At 36.6% G+C, this 16,307-nt stretch carries 16 protein-coding genes and 1 tRNA gene; 4 read left to right on the forward strand and 13 right to left on the reverse strand.

Going from position 1 to position 16,307, the window contains the following annotated elements; genetic code table 11:
• Positions 1-34: 34 nt before the first annotated feature.
• A complete protein-coding gene (locus MHB61_RS07510) occupies positions 35-448 on the reverse strand; it encodes a DUF1398 domain-containing protein (RefSeq protein WP_003131176.1) in 414 nt (137 codons plus the stop codon).
• Between the two features lie 149 nt (positions 449-597).
• Positions 598-1,425, reverse strand: coding sequence for an NAD(P)H-hydrate dehydratase (locus MHB61_RS07515; protein ID WP_137016390.1), 828 nt, complete (start codon positions 1,423-1,425; stop codon positions 598-600).
• 140 nt (positions 1,426-1,565) lie between these two features.
• Between MHB61_RS07515 and MHB61_RS07520 the strand changes: the two genes are divergently transcribed.
• Positions 1,566-2,843: a BaiN/RdsA family NAD(P)/FAD-dependent oxidoreductase gene (locus MHB61_RS07520; protein ID WP_003131173.1), complete on the forward strand. Its 1,278-nt coding sequence runs from the start codon at positions 1,566-1,568 to the stop codon at positions 2,841-2,843.
• 63 nt (positions 2,844-2,906) lie between these two features.
• Positions 2,907-2,992, forward strand: a tRNA-Leu gene (locus tag MHB61_RS07525).
• A gap of 79 nt (positions 2,993-3,071) precedes the next feature.
• Here MHB61_RS07525 and MHB61_RS07530 read toward each other — a convergent pair.
• The 5 genes from MHB61_RS07530 to MHB61_RS07550 all read right to left on the reverse strand — a co-directional run bounded on the left by MHB61_RS07530 (position 3,072) and on the right by MHB61_RS07550 (position 9,071).
• Entirely contained in the window at positions 3,072-4,994 is a 1,923-nt protein-coding gene (locus MHB61_RS07530; protein ID WP_033899336.1) for a fructose-1,6-bisphosphatase, read from the reverse strand.
• Positions 4,995-5,184: 190 nt separating this feature from the next.
• Positions 5,185-6,354 (reverse strand): class I SAM-dependent rRNA methyltransferase, encoded by a 1,170-nt coding sequence (locus MHB61_RS07535; RefSeq protein ID WP_003131170.1) that lies wholly within the window; start codon positions 6,352-6,354, stop codon positions 5,185-5,187.
• 97 nt (positions 6,355-6,451) lie between these two features.
• Entirely contained in the window at positions 6,452-7,594 is a 1,143-nt protein-coding gene (locus MHB61_RS07540) for an ABC transporter permease (protein ID WP_003131168.1), read from the reverse strand.
• A complete protein-coding gene (locus MHB61_RS07545) occupies positions 7,591-8,337 on the reverse strand; it encodes an ABC transporter ATP-binding protein (RefSeq protein ID WP_003131167.1) in 747 nt (248 codons plus the stop codon). The genes MHB61_RS07540 and MHB61_RS07545 overlap by 4 nt, the downstream gene beginning before the upstream one ends.
• An 86-nt stretch (positions 8,338-8,423) precedes the next feature.
• Positions 8,424-9,071, reverse strand: coding sequence for a TetR/AcrR family transcriptional regulator (locus MHB61_RS07550; RefSeq protein WP_003131165.1), 648 nt, complete (start codon positions 9,069-9,071; stop codon positions 8,424-8,426).
• Positions 9,072-9,248: 177 nt separating this feature from the next.
• Between MHB61_RS07550 and MHB61_RS07555 the strand changes: the two genes are divergently transcribed.
• Positions 9,249-10,628 (forward strand): C69 family dipeptidase, encoded by a 1,380-nt coding sequence (locus tag MHB61_RS07555; protein ID WP_137016393.1) that lies wholly within the window; start codon positions 9,249-9,251, stop codon positions 10,626-10,628.
• 37 nt (positions 10,629-10,665) lie between these two features.
• Here MHB61_RS07555 and MHB61_RS07560 read toward each other — a convergent pair whose 3' ends face one another.
• Genes MHB61_RS07560 through dhaK form a run of 4 tightly spaced genes read right to left on the reverse strand, consistent with a single transcriptional unit; the run spans position 10,666 to position 13,340 of the window.
• Entirely contained in the window at positions 10,666-11,382 is a 717-nt protein-coding gene (locus MHB61_RS07560) for an MIP/aquaporin family protein (RefSeq protein WP_014570367.1), read from the reverse strand.
• A gap of 9 nt (positions 11,383-11,391) precedes the next feature.
• Complete coding sequence (dhaM, locus tag MHB61_RS07565) at positions 11,392-11,763, reverse strand: dihydroxyacetone kinase phosphoryl donor subunit DhaM (protein WP_003131161.1); 372 nt, start codon at positions 11,761-11,763, stop codon at positions 11,392-11,394.
• Positions 11,760-12,338, reverse strand: a complete 579-nt coding sequence (dhaL, locus tag MHB61_RS07570; RefSeq protein WP_003131160.1) for a dihydroxyacetone kinase subunit DhaL — start codon at positions 12,336-12,338, stop codon at positions 11,760-11,762. The genes dhaM and dhaL overlap by 4 nt, the downstream gene beginning before the upstream one ends.
• A 9-nt stretch (positions 12,339-12,347) precedes the next feature.
• Entirely contained in the window at positions 12,348-13,340 is a 993-nt protein-coding gene (gene dhaK / locus MHB61_RS07575) for a dihydroxyacetone kinase subunit DhaK (RefSeq protein WP_137016395.1), read from the reverse strand.
• Between the two features lie 100 nt (positions 13,341-13,440).
• Here dhaK and dhaS point away from each other — a divergent pair, with 100 nt between their 5' ends.
• Positions 13,441-13,983 carry a dihydroxyacetone kinase transcriptional activator DhaS gene (dhaS, locus tag MHB61_RS07580; protein WP_003131158.1) on the forward strand — a complete coding sequence of 181 codons (543 nt, stop codon included), beginning with the start codon at positions 13,441-13,443 and terminating at the stop codon, positions 13,981-13,983.
• Here dhaS and dhaQ read toward each other — a convergent pair whose 3' ends face one another.
• Together dhaQ and MHB61_RS07590 are read right to left on the reverse strand one after the other, a co-directional pair.
• Positions 13,984-14,970, reverse strand: a complete 987-nt coding sequence (gene dhaQ / locus MHB61_RS07585; RefSeq protein WP_003131157.1) for a DhaKLM operon coactivator DhaQ — start codon at positions 14,968-14,970, stop codon at positions 13,984-13,986.
• A gap of 76 nt (positions 14,971-15,046) precedes the next feature.
• Positions 15,047-16,243, reverse strand: coding sequence for a phosphoglycerate kinase (locus tag MHB61_RS07590; RefSeq protein ID WP_003131156.1), 1,197 nt, complete (start codon positions 16,241-16,243; stop codon positions 15,047-15,049).
• Positions 16,244-16,307 lie beyond the last annotated feature (64 nt).

Below are 16,307 nucleotides of genomic sequence, written 5' to 3' on the forward strand. Positions count from 1 at the left end.
TACCAAATATTTTAATCATTCTGTCAGTAACTTTTTAATGAATTTCGACTGCTGGATAGGCCTCAACATAGCTTTCTCCTTGACTTCCTAGATAAGTGACTTTTCTTTCTGAAAAATCAGCTTCATAAGAAATCACACCAGCTTCCCAAGTGGCACTCAAGAATTCCGGAAAAGTCGTTTGTCCAGCTTGGTCAGCCCGCAAGGCCTTAATCAAAGCTTCTTGGTCAAAAACTGGCACCTCATGAAAACCACTCACCATTGGTGAATTGGTCACGCTAATTACGCCAGCGCTTGTCCAAAACGTGCTTTGTCCGGCAGGAAGGGTCCAAACATTTTTTAAAACTCCAGCTTCTCGCATACATTCAGCCAAGTATGGAAAACCACCTACTTTTGGACGAATTTTCTCTGCTTTTTTCATGGCGCCTTGCACAAGTTCAATTGCATTCATCTTTTGACCTCATCTTCATTTATTTTGATGATTAATTATAACAAAAATTCTAAGAAAAAAATGCTGACGTAGGACTGAAATTTTCGTCAGTAATTTTTTTCTTCCCAACTTCAATACTCCCCATGGTCGCATTGAACTGACAGAATTAATCAGCATTCATATTTTTTCATAAATAATGGAATTTCTTCAATCAATCGACTTGGCAAGACCACATATGTTTTCTGAGCTAAGACGCTTGCAATTAAACTATGCAAATAAGTTGCAACAGCAACTACTTCCTCTGTTTCTCCATGAAACTGAGCTAAAAAGCCACCAACCATCCCGGCTAAAGTGTCCCCCATTCCCCCAGTTGCCTGAGCTGGACTTCCTATTTTCAAGATAAATGATTCCCGATTTGGCGCAAAAATTCGTGTTTCTGAAGATTTAGCAACGACAATCGCTCCGAGTTGATTAACAAAATCTTGAACTTCTTCTTTGGTTTGTTGACCAATTTTCAAACCAGAAAGTCGTTCCAATTCCATTTCATGAGGTGTAAACACCGTATTTTCAGGAAATGGTAAGTCTAAATGCTCTCTAGCAAAAAGGGTCAGTGCCGAACCATCAATGACCAACTTTTGATTTTCTGTAAGTAAATTCAAAACTTCTGTCAGTAAATCTAGTCTTTCTAAGCCCAATCCTGGACCAATAACAATAACATCAGCAGCTTTTGCTACTTCTCTTAGCTTTATCAAATCATCAAAATCTAAAGTCATTGCTTCTGGAAGTCTTGCCTGTAAAGCACTATGATTTTCTTTAGCCAGTGCCACAGAAACTAAGCCCGCACCTGAATAAACTGCACTTGTCGTCGCCAAAATAGCCGCACCACCATATTGACGATTACCGCCAATCACTAATAAGCGACCATAAGTTCCTTTGTAAGAAGCTTTTTTACGTTTTTTAATTACTTTTGCTAAAATTTCATCAGTCAGTTCAATCATAATGCTATTTTACCGCATTTCATATTGATTTCCAATATCAAATATCAATATTTAAAATCCTTATCGCTCGCTGAATTTAAATTTACTATTTTTCAATACTCTTTCCCCTATTTCTGCTCACATCATGTTAAAATTAAAGCATGACAAAATCAGCTAAAACATTTGACGTTATTGTTGTTGGCGCAGGCCCTTCTGGAATGATGGCTGCCATCTCAGCCGCGCAAAACGGAGCAAAAGTTGCTCTTATTGATAAAAATAAAAAAGTCGGAAAAAAATTATTAATGACAGGTGGCGGACGCTGTAATGTGACAAATGCCCGCTCTGTTGACGAAATATTAACAAATGTTCCTGGAAATGGTCGTTTTCTTCATTCAGCCTTTTCTCAATTTTCTAACCTTGATATTATCGAATTTTTTGAAAGCAATGGTGTTAAATTAAAAGAAGAAGACCACGGGCGCATGTTCCCTATAACCGACAAATCAAAAACAATTGTTGATGCCCTCTTCAATAAAATTTTGAGCCTCCATGTTTCTTATTTTCCAAGCCAAGCGGTTGATAAGCTTCTCATTGAAAACGGAGCGGTAATTGGTCTTGAAACGGATAGCGAGAGCTTTTTAAGCCCTACAATTATCCTCTCAACAGGCGGACGCGCTTATCCTTCCACAGGTTCAACTGGTGATGGCTATCGTTTAGCACGCTCAGCAGGGCATAGTATTTCACAACTCTATGCCACTGAATCTGCCCTGATTTCTGACGAACCATTCATTTTAGACAAAAGTCTTCAAGGCATTTCCCTACGTGAAATCAAACTCTCAGTACTCAATTCTAAGGGAAAAGCAATCATCTCTCATCAGCATGATTTATTATTTACGCATTTCGGAATTTCTGGTCCAGCTGCTCTGCGTTGTTCAAGTTTCATTAACCAACTTCTTGCTAAAGGTGAAAAAATGGTCACAGTCAGCTTAGACCAATTCCCCGAAAAAAAGTTGGGCTCTTTGAAAAATGAACTGACTAGCCTTTCTAAAACAGATAAATCAATTAAAAATGCCTTCTCAGGATTGACCCAAGAACGTATGCTTCTATTTATCCTTGAAAAAGCTGGAATTGACCCTAGTCTTTCTGCCAAGACGCTATCTGAGCAGCAAATTGATAAAATCGCTAGTCTTTTCAAAAATTGGCAAATCACAATTAGCAAAACTTTACCAATTGAGAAATCTTTTGTAACAGGTGGCGGTGTTTCTCTCAAAGAAATAAATCCTAAAAGTATGGAGAGTAAACAAACCCAAGGTTTATTCATGACCGGTGAACTTTTAGATATTAATGGATACACTGGCGGTTATAATATTACCTGCGCCTTTGTGACAGGTTTTGTTGCTGGAAAACACGCTGCCCAAATCGCATCTTATTTCCAACAATAAGTTAGCCCTAGCTCAGGCTTGCACATTCTTTATAGAAATGGTACTATATTAAAGTACTGTTTTGCGGTGGTGGCGGAATTGGCAGACGCGCAGGATTAAGGATCCTGTCGGGAATTTTCTTGGTGCGGGTTCAAGTCCCGCCCACCGCACTAATATTAACTCGGCTAAGGCTGAGTTTTTTTATTGTCTTTTTTGGAAAACAAATAAAAAGTACCAACACTGGTACTTTTAAAATTCCTCATAATGTTCAAAAAGTACTTCTAAATCTGCTATTTCACTTAACAAAGTTTGGCCAACATTTGTATCCTTGACTCGTTTTCTTTGGTCAACTTCGGCTACCAAGCGTTTCAGGCTTATAATATCCGTCCCTTTTTCAACTGCTTCTTTAACGGTTGAAAAGGGTTGATGAGCAACCAGTTGAATGCCAAAACTATTATAAAGAAGAGTATACCCAGCAATTCCTGTTTCCTTTTGATAAGCTTTTGCAAAACCACCATCTATCACAATCAACTTTCCATCTGCCTTGATTGGATTTTCACCATTTTTTTCTTTGATAGGGGTGTGCCCATTCACCAAATGTCCCCCTTCATCTAAACCAAAGTTTTCTAAAATTTTCCTGATAATTTCAGCTTCCTCACGCAATTGATAATAAGGATTTTTCTTTTCCACATGCGTTTTCTTATCCTTGATATAATAGCGTTCAAAGGTTGTCATTGCCGTTTTACCAAATAATGAAGAGCATTCTCCCACCCAAAGATACCACATCAAATCTGTAGCTAAATCCGTCGAATTTTCTGGATGAGCAAGACATTTTCTAACCTCTTGGTCAAAGAAATCAAGTAAATCACGGCCAGCATGAGCCTCTTTGTTCACCGTAAATGATTTAAAATCACCATTTTCATGTAAGGGAAGACAGCCATGAATCAACAAGTTCCCATTGTAAGAAAGATACATGGCTCCCTTTTCTTGTAAAAATTCAACATGACGTTTAAGTTTATCAGAACTTCTAAAATTATTTAATAAATGACTGATTATTTTTTCTTCTTCAGCGGTCAAACTTTCAGGCTGCTCAGGATTTACTGTGGGCGCTTGAAAATCAGTTAATTCATAAACTTCAGTTCCCAATTTTATTGTTTTTTCGGAAAAATCAATGAAATGAAGGACATCACGATGTTCAAGTTGAAAATCAGGTCGGCGTTTTATCAACTGACTCTCTAACTTAAATTGTAAAATGGCTGTGGCTTCTTGTAATTTATTAAGGAGTGCCTTTTCATCATCTGACAAACGAACCCCGTCGACCAAACGTGGTTGAAAAGCCTCACTTGGCTCATAATAACGTTCAGCATACTCTAAAATCATCCGTAAATTAATCCCATAAGATTCTTCAAGAATATCGAGATTTCCATAACGGGCACAGATTCTAATTACATTCATCATGGCTAAAGGTGAACCACTAAAAGCTGCCATCCATACAATATCATGATTGCCCCATTGAACATCAACTGAGGGCATTTTTATTAAGCGGTCAATGATTTTATCTGGATAAGGTCCTCGATCATAAATATCTCCCACCACATGAAGGTGGTCAACCGTCAATCTGCGAATCGTATCTGCAAGTGCAACAATTAAGCGAGTAAGTTCACCCAAATTTTGCAATTGCGAAAGGATTGAATCAAAATAATCTCTTTTATCAGTCGTAGAATCAACTTCATTGATTAACTCTTCTAAGATATATCGAAATTTTTCTGGAAAAGCTTTTCGGACTTTTGAACGAGTATATTTTTGACCGACAAATTTTACAGTCTTTAAAAGATAAACTAAATTGATTTGACAATAGTTCTCAAATTCTTCTGTCTCTTTTAGTTGACACTCAGAATCTAGTTTTTCTTGTGGATAATAAATCAAGGTTGCAAGTGATGATATTTCTGTCGCAGAAAATTCTGGAAAACAATCTCTAAGTTTTTCTTTGATACTGCCAGAACCATTTCTCAAAACATGATTAAAAGCATCATATTCACCATGCACATCACTCATAAAATGCTCTGTTGCTTTTGGTAGTTCACAAATAGCACTCAAATTAATAATTTCTGTCAGTACTGCTTCCTTTGACGAAAACTGTTTTTTTAGTAATTGATAATATTTTTTATCCATAATAAAAGTAAATGAGGTTTCGATCCCTCATTCACACTCTGCTTTCTATCTAAAAAAGTCGGGAATTATTAGACTTATTCTTGCATTTTATCATATAGAAAGCAGATAGTAAAGCGCTCACATTTGTAATTAATCATTATTTTTGTCAGTAAAATTTTTACTGACAAAAAAATCTGTCAGTAATGACAGACTATTTTTTGATTTTAATAAATAATACTTTAAGATAATTTCCTTCTGGAAAGCTGTCAGCAATATGAAAATCAGCTGGTAATTTTTCTTCTTGGAAAACGGTAAATTTTACTCCCTTATTTTTGAGCGCTTCTTCAATCATTTGACGGAATTTTTTATCAGAAACATTTGCTGCATTTGTTGATGCAATTAATGTCCCATTATTTTCTAAAATTTCAACAGCTTCTTTAACAAGGTCGCCATAATTTTTAGCTACTGAGAATGTTTTTTTACCATTTCTGGCAAATGAAGGAGGGTCGAGGACAATCATGTCATAAGTCAATTCTTTTTTCTTAGCATAATTAAAATAACCAAAAACATCCATCACATAGATTTTTTGACTCTCTGGTTCAATTCCATTGAGCAAAAATTGTTCTCTCGTTTTATCAAGCGAACGTTTCGCCAAATCGACTGACGTTGTTTGACTGCTTCCTCCAAAAGCTGCTGCAACTGAAAAAGCGCCTGTATAACTAAACATATTTAGTAAAGTTTTACCAGTTGAAAGACCGCCCGCAAGTGCCCCGCGAACATTTTTTTGGTCAAGAAAAATTCCTGTCATTAACCCTTCATTTAGATAAGTCGCATAAGTCACGCCATTTTCCATGACCAACAAAGGTTCAGCCGCTTCTTGGCCAAAAATATGTTGACTTTCTAAAGCAGCCTCAGAAAAACGAAGTTTTTCATAAGCCCCTTTAATATCTGGGAACACGACTTGAAAAGCCTTAACAATCGCTTTTTTTTGACTATATATAAATTGATTGTACCAAGAAAAGACTGCAAAACCATTATAAAAATCAATGGTTAAGCCGCCTAATACATCTCCTTCACCATTAAAAAGACGAAAGGCGTTCGTCAATTCATCCTGATAGAAGTTCGCACGTAAAGCGCGTGCATTGACAAATTTTTCCACATAAAAATGATGGTCAATTTTTACTGACGAAGAATCTAAAAGCCAACCCACTCCTTTATTTTGTTTTGAAAGATAACCTGTTCCAAGCGCTTGCCCTTTTTCATCAAAAAATTGTGCAAAATCATCCTCCAAGAGGGGTGAATTTAAATCTTCTGCCACCAAAAGTGGATAGCCAGCCCGCAATTTCTTTGCTGCTTTTGTCCGTACTGTAATTTTTTTCATGCTTTAATTATAACAAAAAAGTACTTTCTTTTTCTTTTAAAAACCAAAATAACCACCAGATAGACTATCCAGTAGTTATACAATCAAAAGCATATTTTTAAGTCCGACGAACATTTTTCAAAGCTAAAACATTCGCAAGATAGAGCAGAGCCGCAAAAAGTAGCATAATGAGCAAATCAAACCAGATTCCAGAGAATCCTACTCCTCTTTTAACTACCTCTTGCATGGCAGAAATTCCATAATAAACCGGAATACAATGAGCGATTGCTTGAAGAATGACAGGCATCGTATCCACAGGAATCAAACCAGAAAATAAAAATTGGGGAACAATCGCTAAAGGAATCATCTGTACAAATTGAAATTCTGTTTTTGCTAATGTGGATAAAAGTAATCCAAACAATAAAGCGATGATGGCGATAAAGAAATTAATGACAAAGACCCAACCAATATTTCCGTTATTATGAACCCCTAAAATCCAATAAGTAAAAACAACCATGAGTGCTGTTTGAATCATTGCAAGAATTCCATAACTCAAAGTATAGCCCGTCACGATTTCAGTTCGTTTCACAGGAGTGACTAACATTCTCCCCAGCGTCCCTGAGGTTCGCTCGTTCACTAATGAAATACCTGAAATTAGAAGCACCAAGAAGAAAGCAAAGGCTCCAACTAAAATCGGTGCTAAATCATCAAAAGTAGCATTTGTACTATTAGGATCTCCGTACAAATAGTGACTCGTTACTTTATACTGCTCTGTATCAACCCTGAAAATTGTTGAAAAACTTTGACCTGATGTTTGAGGTAACTTACTTATCAAATTTTGCAGAGCCTGCTTAGTCTCCTCTTTAGTTGCCTTAACTTGGCTTTCTTGAATGACTTGTGTTAAAAGTAGCTTAATCGCAGAACTTGTTCCATTTGACTGATTAGCATAACTAACATCAATATTTTTTCCCGAAATACTAACAATTGCACTCAAATCTTTCTCATTCATTGTTGAGCGATTATTTTCAGAAACACTAATCACTTTCAGATGTGCTTTATCATTTGGCATATCCTTCAAAGCTCTTGTTAATTCTGTATTATCAGACTTCAAACCCACTCTGTAAGCAGTATTTGACGGTACTTGAAAGAGAAAGTACATGAGCGTCAAAATAAATATTGGAGCTAAAAACATCATTGCCAGCGTCCTAGGGTCACCACGCCGTTGAAGCATAATTCGTTTAAAGATAGCAAGTGTTCTCATTTCGCTGCCCCCTTATTTTCTAACTCTAAATTTTTTCCCGCAACAATAAAGGCTTCCTCAACCGAGGCAACTTGATACTTTTCTTTAATTTCCTTTGGCGAACCTTCTGCTATAAATTTACCATTTCTAAGCATCAGTACGACATCACAACGTTCAGCTTCATCCATAACATGCGTCGTAATTAATATTGTTTTCCCTTGATTTGCTTGATTTCGCAGCTCTTCCCAAATTTCTTGACGCAATTCTGGATCAATCCCAACAGTTGGTTCATCTAAAAGTAAAATCGGAGCATCCGTTTGCAGAGCAATAGCGAGTGATAAGCGCCTTTGCATTCCTCCTGAATAATTAGAAATTGATTGATTTAACTGCTTAGTCAGATTTACTGTAGCAGCTGCCTTATCAAGTTTTCCTTGTAAATCCTTTTTTTTGATTCCTTGCAAAGAACCAAAAAATTCTAAATTTTGTTTGCCGGTCAATTCCTTAAATAGGGCGTCTTCTTGCGCCATATAGCCTAATTTCCCTAATACTTCTCTGTCAGGAATTTTTCTTTCAAGAATCTTAACATTGCCAGAATCCAATTTTTGCATTCCAACAATGGCCTTGATAAACGTTGACTTACCAGCTCCAGAAGGTCCAATCAAACAAATAATTTTTCCACTTTCAAATTCATAGGATAAATGGTCTAATATTGCCTTATCGCCAAATTTCACACTAATATCATTAATAGCAATCGGTGATTTCATATTATTCTCCCTTAAACAATGAATGAGTGCTCGTTCATTTTTCTTGTTGAAGTAATTTTATCACTTCAATTCATGATTGTCAAAAATTAAACTTTGAGTGTCTTTATAGTAATTTCAGTGGCAAATTCTATTTCTTCCTCTAATGACATATTGTTAATTCCCAAAACTCTTTTACCTATATAGGTCGCTAAAGGATAAAAAAGAATCTGTAGAATTTTTTCAATCGGAAGATTTTTTATTTTTTGTTCAGCTTGGAGGCGAACAATTGTTGGTAAAACTAACTGTTTAGCCTGTTGCTCGAAAAAATTTTTTAAGTCTTCAACAAAAACGGAATTAACAAGCATTTGTCCCAACATCAAGCGAATCACATTTATATTTTTATCGGCAAAATAAAAACGGTCAGCAATGGTTACCTTAACGAGCTCTTCCACGCTTTCAAATCCTTTGCCAAATGTATTATCATTAAATTGATTGGCGACAGTATCCATTGTTCCCTCAAAGATAGGTGCAAGTACCGCTACAAGAATGGCTTGTTTCGTGGGGAAAGTGTGGTAAACAGAACCAACAGAAACTCCCGCCCTTTTTGCAATTTGTTGAGAAGTTGTCGCTTCAAAGCCTTGTGACGCAAAGAGCTCTAATGACGCCTGTAAAACTTTTTTTTGCTTTTCTGTCAAATTTTCCATTTTTTTTAGGGTATCAGCATAAACCTCATTTAATGTTTGTTCTTCAGACATGATATCTCCTTTTAAACTGAATAAATGATTACTCATTCATTATAATATTTTGAAGAATGAACATCAAATAAAGTCTAATAAAGCTATATAAAAATAGCATTTTGTAGTATAATGATAAGAACTTTAAGCTTTGAGGAACTTAGCACAAATCACTTATATCTTTATAAAGGAGTTCATATGGCCTGTACAACATTTCTCGTCGGTAAAAAAGCCTCATTAGATGGCACAACTTTAATTGCACGAAACGAAGATGGTGGGGATAAACCTAATCCTCAACGTTTTGTTGTCATCAATCCTGAAAATCAACCCAAGCACTATCGCTCTATCGCCACAGCTTGTGAATTTGACTTACCAGAAAATCCCCTATCATATACTTCTACACCTGACGCGGATTCAAGCTATGGTATTTGGGCAGCGGCTGGAATTAATAGTGAGAATGTTGCCATGACTGCGACAGAAACCTCAACAATAAATAGTCGTATCTTGGGATTGGACCCTTATGTTGAAACAGGACTAGGTGAAGAAGACTTCACAACAATTACCCTCCCTTATATCCAGAGTGCGCGTGAGGGTGTTGAACGGATGGGGCAACTCTTAGAAAAATATGGAACTTATGAATCAAATGGGATGGCTTTTTCTGATAAAGATGAAATTTGGTGGTTAGAAACACTAGGTGGACATCAATGGGCAGCTATTCGTATCCCCGACGACGCTTATGTTATTGCTCCTAATCGTCTTAATATTGATTGGTATGATTTTGAAAGTTCTGACACGATTTATTCAACTGGTTTGAAAGAATTTATTGATAAGAACAAGCTTAATCCAGACTTTGATGGTTATAACCTTCGTCATATTTTTGGTTCAAGTACCATTAAAGACACGTGCTACAACAATCCACGCGCTTGGTATGTGCAAAACTATTTTTCTCCAGAAACCACAGGAAATGACGATCCATTTAACCAAGATTTACCTTTCATCTGCCATGCCAATCGCAAAATTTCCATTGAAGAAATTAAGTTTGTCATGTCAAGTCATTATGAAAATACAGCTTATGACCCATACAGCACAACATCAAGCGCCGCAGAACAAAAATTGATTCGACCAATTGGACTCAATCGTAATTTGGAACTCCATGTTTTACAAATTCGAGATAATATAGACAAGGAGCTTGCTGGCATTCATTGGCTTGCTTTTGGACCTAACAGTTTCAATAGCCTTGTTCCATTTTATGCTAGAGTAAGTGATACCCCTACTTGTTATCGCGATACAAAAGCCGACTTTGACCCAACCAAAATGTATTGGTTGACTACAATGACCGCTGTTCTAGGAGACAGTAATTTCCAAGGCTATGTCGATAAAAGAGACAATTTTGACCTAAACACAATGGCAAAATTAAGAGCCTTACAAAACGAAACCGACAAAGGAAGTGACCAATCACTTGAAGCAGTGAACGAAAAACTTGCACAGATTGCTCTGACTGCTCAAACTGAACTTCTTGGTAAAATGGTTATTTCTGGTTCCAATCACATGAAACTTCGCTTTGATTTTAATGATTAAAAAAATACGGATGGTTATCCGTATTTTTTAGATACTATCAATGAAGCGTCAACATCCATTGATAGAGTAGTCCAGCAATTACAGCACCAACAATTGAACCAGTTGCTGGAATCCAAGCATAGCTCCAGTTGGAAGTTCCTTTATTTTTGATTGGTAAAAGGGCGTGCATTATTCTCGGACCTAGGTCACGTGCTGGATTCATCGCGTAGCCAGTTGTTGGTCCTAAAGAAAAACCAACTGCCATAATAAGAAAACCGACAATAATTGGACCAAAACCACCTTCCAGACGATAATGGCCCATTGCCATAATCAGTATCATGAGTAGCGCCCCATCAAAAGCTTCTCCTAAAAAATTGGACCAAGAATGACGAATAGCGGGTGCTGTGGCAAAACTTGCCAAGATTAGAGAAGAATCTTTTGTTTCTTCCCAATGAGGATAATAATGTAACCAAACGGCGACAGCACCTAACATAGCACCTAAAAATTCGGCTACAATAAAAGCAAATGCTAAGCCAATCTTTATTTTCCCTAAGACAAGAAAACCAATGACCAAGGCTGGATTGAGATAAGCGGGTGAAAAGAAGCCAACTACCCAGACAGCGACAGCAACGGCTAAGCCCCAACCAATTGCAATAGTCACCCAACCTGCATTTTCCGATTTTGTTTTACCTAAAACATTTGCTGCGACAACCCCATTTCCTAATAATACAAGGATGAAAGTGCCCAGAAATTCTCCCAATATTTGTAATGTCATTGCTTTACCTTATTTTTCTATCATCATTTTTTCTAACTGCTCTTTTATTGCTTCAAAAGTTGCTCCTGCTTCTAAGAGAGCACTCGCTGTGTAAGCTCCCTCAATGAGCGGGACATTAAAAATGGTTAATTCTTTGTCTGTCATTTCAGAAACCAAATCCAAATTCATTCGAGCACTTCCTAAATCAAAAAATGTTAAGAGATTGTCTGCCTCATTTTCTTCAATAGCATTCATAACTCGGTCAAATGAGGTGCCTATTTCGCCATTTTCTAAACCACCTATAGCGGTTAGCGAAATATTTTTAGCAACTTCACGAATTAATTTTTTTAGTCCTGAGGCAATCTCAGGGGAATGAGAAACGATTACAATTCCATAAGTCATGCTACTACCTCCAAAAGTGTTTCAAATAAATAAGCACTTGATTGTGTTCCAGGGTCAATGTGCCCAATTGAGCGTTCCCCAAGATAAGAAGCTCTTCCTTTTGTAGCTAAAAGTCCTGCACTTGCTTTAACAACTTTTTCTAAATTATCTTTGGAAGCTGAATCAGTTTGTAAGTCATTTAAAAATGCTGACCAGATATCAACCATCGTTTTTTCACCGACTTGAGCTTTTCCTCTTTTTTGAATAGCTTCTAGTCCAGCATAAATTAATTCACTTGTATCCAAAGTTTCTGTGGCAGTCTTACTCATGGCTAGAAAGGCTGAACCATACAAAGGACCAGAAGCTCCTCCTACTTTTGACATTAGGGTCATAGCCACTTTTTTAAAGATTTCTGAGACATTTCCAAAGTTTGAAACTTCCAATGCTTTCATTGTTTCAGACATCCCACGAGCCATATTTGCACCATGATCCCCGTCACCAATAGGTCCGTCTAGTTCGCTTAGATAAGCTTTATTTTCTTGTATTTTTTCGTTGAATTTTCCTAACCATTCAATGGTTGTATCTATTGTTAACATTCTCTCTCCTTATCCCCAAGAAATAGTTTTCACGTCTTCATTAAGATTTTTGAGCCATTGGTCATCTTCCAACTTAATCATTGTAAGTGACAAGCCTGCCATATCAATTGAAGTCATATAATTCCCAACTTTTTTAAAAAGAATTTCAATATTTTCTTCTGTCAGTAATTTTGCAACATCATTCATAAAAATGAATTGCTCCATTAGTGGCGTCGCTCCCATACCATTTACAAGAATTCCATATTTTTGACCAGCTTCAAATTTGAATTCTTCTTTCAACTTTCCAACCAGTTCTGTTGCTAGCTCATAAGAAGTTTTCATTTTTTCCCGACGGTATCCGGGTTCACTATGAATTCCTACGCCATATTCAATTTCATTATCATCAAGAACAAAACCAGGTTTTCCAACTTCTGGAACTGTTGCGGCTGACAAAGCTAAGCCAATAGTCTTGATATTCTTGACGACCTTATCAGCCAAATCTTTGATTTCATCTAAAGAAGCCTCTTGATGGGCAGCTGCGCCTAATATTTTATGAACAAGGACTGTTCCAGCAACTCCTCGTCTTCCTTGAGTATAGAGCGAATTTTCAACGGCGATATCATCGTCAACAATAATTTGCTCAACCTTAATCTCTTCCATCTCAGCCATTTCTCGTGCCATTTCAAAATTCATCACATCGCCTGAATAATTTTTGATAATTAAGAGTACTCCAGCTCCTTCGTCAGCAGATTTGATTGCCTCATAAATTTGATCAGGCGTTGGTGATGTGAAAATAGCTCCACAAACAGCTGCTGACAGCATTCCTTCCCCGACAAAGCCAGCATGAGCCGGTTCGTGTCCAGAACCCCCGCCTGATAATAAGGCAACTTTTCCACTTTTAGGACTTTTACGTTGAATAATTTCAAAATCTGGAACTTTTTCAATCAAATCCCCGTAAGCATAGGTTAATCCGTCTAACATTTCTGAGACCACATCTTGTGGTTGATTAATAATTTTTTTCATCACTCATCCTCCTGAGTTTCTTATGTTATACTTAGTATAAAATATAAAGTCCATAAAAATAAGGGACAAATCGCAAAATGTGTCCGCTTTCTTTTTAAATATGAAAAAATCAATCATTACACAAAAAATTATTGCAAAAGCTTTTAAAGACCTGATGCAAAGTAATGCTTATCACCAGATCTCTGTCAGTGATATCATGCAAACTGCAAAAATTAGACGACAAACTTTTTATAATTATTTTCAGAACCAAGAAGAGCTTTTATCTTGGATTTTTGAGAATGATTTTGCCGAATTAATTAATGATAATTCGGATTATTATGGCTGGCAAAATGAACTCTTACTCTTATTACGCTACTTAGATGAAAATCAAATTTTTTATCAAAAAATATTTGTTATAGATAAAAATTTTGAACACTTTTTCCTTATTCAATGGGAAAACTTACTTGATAAGGTTATTTTTGACCAAGAAAAAAAGTCTGACTATCATTGGTCAGACTTAGAAAAATCTTTTATATGTCGTTATAATGCTGCAGCAATTTGTGCAATAACTAGAGAATCAATCATTAGAGGAAATTCTTTAGAAAAGCTTTATTCTCAGATTGTAAATCTTTTACTTGCTCAAATTAAAATTTTTGAAAGCTGATTACCATGCAAAAGCTCCCGTTGGAGCATTCAGATAGTCCAACCATTTAGGATCTTTAACAGAACAAAGCGTTAATGAAATTCCTGACATATCACAACTTGTCATTAAGTTTCCAACTTTGCAAAACTTAACAGATAAGCCTTCAAGTTCTAAAAGGCGCATCACATCATATTGAAAACTGTAAAGTTCCATTAATGTTGTTGAACCCAAACCATTTACAAGCAAAATATAATTTTTATTTGCTTTTTTTTGCCAGTTAATTTCTGCTTTTAACTTATTTACTAACTCTATGGCAATACGCTCTGAGCCTTCAAATTTTTCAACACGATAACCGGGTTCTCCGTGTATTCCAATTCCAAAAGAAACTTCATCTTCAGCTAGAACAAATGAAGTCTTTTGATGAGGAAAATGAACAGGTGCTAAGGCAACACCCAAAGTATAAATTTCTGGGGAAAGTGACAGGGCTAATTGTTCAATTTCATCAATACTTCCGCCTTCTTTAGCAAAAGCACCGAGAATTTTATGAAGTAAAATTGTTCCAGCAACTCCTCGATGTCTTTTATGAAAATTATAAGCATTTACCGAAATATCATCATGACTGACAATATATCTTACATCAATTCCTTCAGTTCTCGCTTCTTTTATTGCCTCATTAAATTCCTTTAAGTCAGCTTCAAAATTTTTGATAATCACAAAAACGCCTTTGCCTGAGTTAACTTGGCGAATAGCTTTTAAAATATTTTTAGACTTTGGTGGTATAAATAGAGGACCAGTCACAGCTGCCGCAAGCATTCCAGAACCAACGTAACCTACATGGGCCGGTTCATGACCACTTCCTCCACCTGAAATAATTGGAACTGTTTTTTCATTATATGTATTATCATAGAGAATTCCAGTTTCTGGTAGATAAGTCAACTGAGGGTAAGTCAAATCAATCCCTTTTAACATCTCCTCTGGAATTTCATTTGTTGAATTATAGAATTTCATATAACCAAATTATAGCACAGATATAAAAAGAGCTTGATTTCAAAAATCAAACTCTTTTTATTTATTAGCTTTTAGATTATTTTTCAGTCAAAGCTGCAAGTCCTGGAAGTACTTTACCTTCGAGGAGTTCCATTGAAGCTCCACCACCAGTTGAAATCCATGAGAATTTATCTGCATAACCAAGGTTGATTGCTGCTGCTGCTGAGTCACCACCACCGATGATTGATTTAACACCTGGTTGTTTAACGATAGCTTCCATCAATCCAACAGTACCTGCTTGGAAGTCTGGGTTTTCAAATACACCAACTGGACCATTCCAAACAACTGTTTTAGCACCTTCAAGTTGTGTGTTGTAGTCAGCAATTGTTTTGCTTGCTACGTCAAGTCCCATGAAGCCTGCAGGAATATTTTGGTCAGCAGTTTCTTTAACTTCTGTGTAACCAGCAAATGCGTTAGCAACTTTGTGGTCAAGTGGCAAAATCAATTTTCCAGCTGCTTTTTCAAGCAATTTTTTAGCAAGATCAAGTTTGTCATCTTCAACGAGTGAAGTTCCGATTTCGTAACCTTGAGCTTTCAAGAATGTGTAAGCCATCCCACCACCGATGATAACTTTATCAGCTTTTGAAAGAAGGTTTTCGATAACACCGATTTTATCTGAAACTTTTGAACCACCAAGGATTGCTACGAATGGACGTTCTGGAGCTTCAACTGCTTCTTGGATATAAGCAATTTCGTTTTCAAGAAGGAAACCAGCAACGGCTTTATCAACGTTTGCTGAGATACCAACGTTTGATGCATGAGCACGGTGAGCTGTACCAAATGCGTCATTAACGAAGATTCCGTCACCAAGTGAAGCCCAGTATTTACCAAGTTCTGGGTCGTTTTTAGATTCTTTTTTACCGTCGATGTCTTCAAAACGAGTGTTTTCAACGAGAAGGATTTCTCCATCTTTAAGTTCGTTGATTGCTGCTTCAAGTTCTGCTCCACGAGTAGTTCCTGGGAAAACAACATCTTGACCAAGTTTTTCAGAAAGAGCTTTAGCTACTGGTGCAAGTGATTTACCAGCTTTGTCAGCTTCTTCTTTAACACGTCCCAAGTGAGAGAAGAGGACTGCACGTCCACCTTGTTCAAGGATGTATTTAATTGTTGGAAGCGCAGCAGTGATACGGTTATCATTTGTGATTACGCCATCTTTAATTGGAACATTAAAGTCAACACGTACGAGGACTTTTTTGCCTTTAAGTTCAACGTCTTTTACAGTCAATTTTGCCATTTGGAAAAATTCTCCTTATAAGATATTTTTGTTGAGATTGAAAAAGCACCATGCTGATTCAATT

This window comes from Lactococcus sp. FSL K6-0773 (assembly GCF_038006485.1).
GTDB lineage: Bacteria > Bacillota > Bacilli > Lactobacillales > Streptococcaceae > Lactococcus > Lactococcus lactis.

Bases quoted from the DNA above. Each gene is read 5' to 3' on its own strand.
- dhaM (WP_003131161.1), bottom strand. From the start codon at position 11,763: ATGACTTATGGAATTGTAATCGTTTCTCATTCCCCTGAGATTGCCTCA.
- dhaS (WP_003131158.1), top strand. From the start codon at position 13,441: ATGAAAAAATCAATCATTACACAAAAAATTATTGCAAAAGCTTTTAAA.
- MHB61_RS07590 (WP_003131156.1), bottom strand. From the start codon at position 16,243: ATGGCAAAATTGACTGTAAAAGACGTTGAACTTAAAGGCAAAAAAGTC.
- dhaL (WP_003131160.1), bottom strand. From the start codon at position 12,338: ATGTTAACAATAGATACAACCATTGAATGGTTAGGAAAATTCAACGAA.
- dhaQ (WP_003131157.1), bottom strand. From the start codon at position 14,970: ATGAAATTCTATAATTCAACAAATGAAATTCCAGAGGAGATGTTAAAA.
- dhaK (WP_137016395.1), bottom strand. From the start codon at position 13,340: ATGAAAAAAATTATTAATCAACCACAAGATGTGGTCTCAGAAATGTTA.
- MHB61_RS07535 (WP_003131170.1), bottom strand. From the start codon at position 6,354: ATGAAAAAAATTACAGTACGGACAAAAGCAGCAAAGAAATTGCGGGCT.
- MHB61_RS07520 (WP_003131173.1), top strand. From the start codon at position 1,566: ATGACAAAATCAGCTAAAACATTTGACGTTATTGTTGTTGGCGCAGGC.
- MHB61_RS07555 (WP_137016393.1), top strand. From the start codon at position 9,249: ATGGCCTGTACAACATTTCTCGTCGGTAAAAAAGCCTCATTAGATGGC.
- MHB61_RS07530 (WP_033899336.1), bottom strand. From the start codon at position 4,994: ATGGATAAAAAATATTATCAATTACTAAAAAAACAGTTTTCGTCAAAG.
- MHB61_RS07515 (WP_137016390.1), bottom strand. From the start codon at position 1,425: ATGATTGAACTGACTGATGAAATTTTAGCAAAAGTAATTAAAAAACGT.
- MHB61_RS07510 (WP_003131176.1), bottom strand. From the start codon at position 448: ATGAATGCAATTGAACTTGTGCAAGGCGCCATGAAAAAAGCAGAGAAA.
- MHB61_RS07550 (WP_003131165.1), bottom strand. From the start codon at position 9,071: ATGTCTGAAGAACAAACATTAAATGAGGTTTATGCTGATACCCTAAAA.
- MHB61_RS07540 (WP_003131168.1), bottom strand. From the start codon at position 7,594: ATGAGAACACTTGCTATCTTTAAACGAATTATGCTTCAACGGCGTGGT.
- MHB61_RS07560 (WP_014570367.1), bottom strand. From the start codon at position 11,382: ATGACATTACAAATATTGGGAGAATTTCTGGGCACTTTCATCCTTGTA.
- MHB61_RS07545 (WP_003131167.1), bottom strand. From the start codon at position 8,337: ATGAAATCACCGATTGCTATTAATGATATTAGTGTGAAATTTGGCGAT.